The following is a 2,542-nucleotide window of genomic DNA, read 5'->3' on the forward strand; positions in this document are numbered from 1 at the left end:
TCAAAACAGTGGATAGTTTTAGTGCTTGGGAGTAGGTTTAAGAGCAACAAATCAAAGACTAGCGGTTACACTGGTAACTGAATAACAGTCAATCGCTAATCATGCCCATACCTGCAATCCAATGGTATCCCGGACACATTGCCAAAGCCGAACGGCAACTGCAAGAGCAAATCAAAAAAGTTGATGTCGTGCTAGAAGTGCGGGATGCCCGGATTCCTTTTGCTACATATCATCCACTCCTCGCGACGTGGATTGGCAACAAACATAAATTATTGGTTCTAAATCGGGTCGATATGATCCCGTTAAATGTCAAAGAATTGTGGACAGAATGGTTTCTATCCCAGGGGGAACAGCCATTTTTTGCCAATGCGCAACAGGGTACAGGCGTAGTCGCGATTTCCAAGGCGGCTCAGTCAGTCGGTGTCGCTATCAACCAAAAACGCAAAGAACGCGGGATGTTACCCCGTCCAGTGCGGGCGGTAGTGATTGGCTTTCCCAATGTCGGTAAATCAGCACTGATCAATCGGTTGGTGAATAAAAAGGTGGTCGAAAGTGCTAGACGTGCTGGGGTGACTAGAGCCTTACGCTGGGTGAGAATTTCCGATCAATTGGAGTTACTAGACGCACCGGGAATTATTCCCGGACGGTTGAGCGATCAATTAGCCGCTGTCAAGCTGGCGATCTGCGATGATATTGGCGAGGCAGCTTACGACAGACAGGGGATGGCAGCAGCCTTAATCGAGCTGTGTCAAGAATTGGGTTATGTCGATGGATTGAATACTCGGTACGGCTCTGTCCCGACGACATTAAGCGGGGAAGAATACCTCCATCAGCTAGCCAATACCAAGTATCGCGGCGATCTAGAACGCACATCTCACCTGATTCTCAATGACTTTCGGACTGGAGTATTGGGCAATATTCCCCTAGAACTACCAACTAAGTCAGTAGCTCCAGTGTCCTAAGCGATGATGTCTACCCATGTGACAGATAATCGTCTGTCATAAAGCATCGATCTACTGGGTAGCCTTTGCTGGTATATTTGAGGGTTAGTAAATGCTTAATTTTTAATAGCCTAATTTACTCAATCCCGATCGATTTAAATGAAATGCATATTGCGTGGCTGGGAAAAAAAACACCTTTTTGTGGCAATGTCACCTATAGTCGAGAAATTACTAGTGCCTTGACTAATCGAGGGCACAAAGTAAGTTTTATGCATTTTGCCGATACTAAAGCTGATGGCGATGAAGTGCCCTTACCATTTCTGTACACATCGCAAGTGTTTACAATTCCCACCATTAGAGCGAAGCGAGTCCTGGAACGATCGCTCCGTCGGCGTAAACCAGATCTTGTTCATGCCTCACTGAGTTTATCAGCCCTCGATTTTCTATTGCCAGAAATTTGCCAAGAGCTAGACTTACCACTGATTTCCACATTTCACACCCCCTATGATGCCAAGCGGCGAAATGTGACTTCGACTAGTCAGTTTCTAGCTTATCAACTGTATGCACCATTTCTCGCTAAATACGATCGGACGATTATTTTCTGTGAGGAACAGCAAGATTTATTAGTTAAACTGGGAGTGGCACGCGATCGAATTATCGTTATTCCTAATGGTGTTGATGAGCAAAAGTACAGCCCTGGCGTGAGTAATATTAAAGCCGAATTTAACGCTAAGCAAATCTACGTTTATCAGGGTCGCATCTCAACCGAAAAGAATGTCGAATCTCTGCTTAAAGCTTGGAAATACTGCAATATGCGGGACTATGGTTGCAAACTATTACTAGTCGGCGATGGCCCACTCAAACCTAATCTCGAACCATTCTATGGCATCGAACATGGTGTAGTTTGGTTGGGCGCAATTCGGGATGATGCTCGTCGAATTGAAATTTTGCGCGGTGCTGATGTATTTATTCTCCCTTCCCTAGTTGAAGGTTTATCGCTATCGTTGCTCGAAGCCATGTCTTGTGGAACAGCTTGTATCGCCACCGATGCGGGCGCGGATGCTTCGGTAATTGCCGATGGTGCTGGAGTTGTCATCAATACTCAAGGTGTCTCTGCACAACTGCGGACTTTACTTCCCATCATCAGGGATCATGATGGATGGCGCGATATTTTGGGCAAATCTGCCCGTCAGCGGGTGTTAGATCGCTATACCCTGACAGGGAACATCGATCGAATCGAACACCTCTACGGAGAGATTCTCGCGCCAGTTCGAGCTGTTGGTTAGGAGGATATTTCGACTATTGCTGCTAAATCCCCGACTTCTTCAAGAAGCGGCTCTCTCCGGTCGGGTTTCCCGACCATGGAAGAGAGACAAGACAGTCGGGGATATGCCCCGATCTCGGAGCTATTGCGATCTTATCTCTGTGGAGAATCACCCAAAATCGATTTAAGTCCTTCCATTGTCGCCGGAACATTACTGGGATCCATAAACATTACCTTGCTGCTGTCGCTTTTGCCAATATTACTAACCATTTCTAGATATCCTAACGCCAATAGAATTTCCATCGATCTTTTTGATTCAGGATTATCTTGAAGCTGT

2 protein-coding genes and 1 pseudogene are annotated in these 2,542 nt (G+C 46.1%); 2 read left to right on the plus strand and 1 reads right to left on the minus strand.

Features of this window, described 5'->3' with window-relative positions:
• The first annotated feature begins 101 nt into the window (after window positions 1–101).
• Window positions 102–962 (plus strand): ribosome biogenesis GTPase YlqF, encoded by an 861-nt coding sequence (gene ylqF / locus RMO55_RS13275; RefSeq protein ID WP_310427212.1) that lies wholly within the window; start codon window positions 102–104, stop codon window positions 960–962.
• A gap of 143 nt (window positions 963–1,105) precedes the next feature.
• Window positions 1,106–2,227 (plus strand): glycosyltransferase family 4 protein, encoded by a 1,122-nt coding sequence (locus RMO55_RS13280; RefSeq protein ID WP_310427215.1) that lies wholly within the window; start codon window positions 1,106–1,108, stop codon window positions 2,225–2,227.
• Window positions 2,228–2,358: 131 nt separating this feature from the next.
• On the opposite strand, the pseudogene RMO55_RS13285 reads toward RMO55_RS13280, so the two are convergent.
• Window positions 2,359–2,542, minus strand: a pseudogene (locus RMO55_RS13285) (paraslipin); the annotation flags it as partial.

It is taken from the genome of Chamaesiphon sp. VAR_48_metabat_135_sub (assembly GCF_031418915.1).
Classification (GTDB): domain Bacteria; phylum Cyanobacteriota; class Cyanobacteriia; order Cyanobacteriales; family Chamaesiphonaceae; genus Chamaesiphon.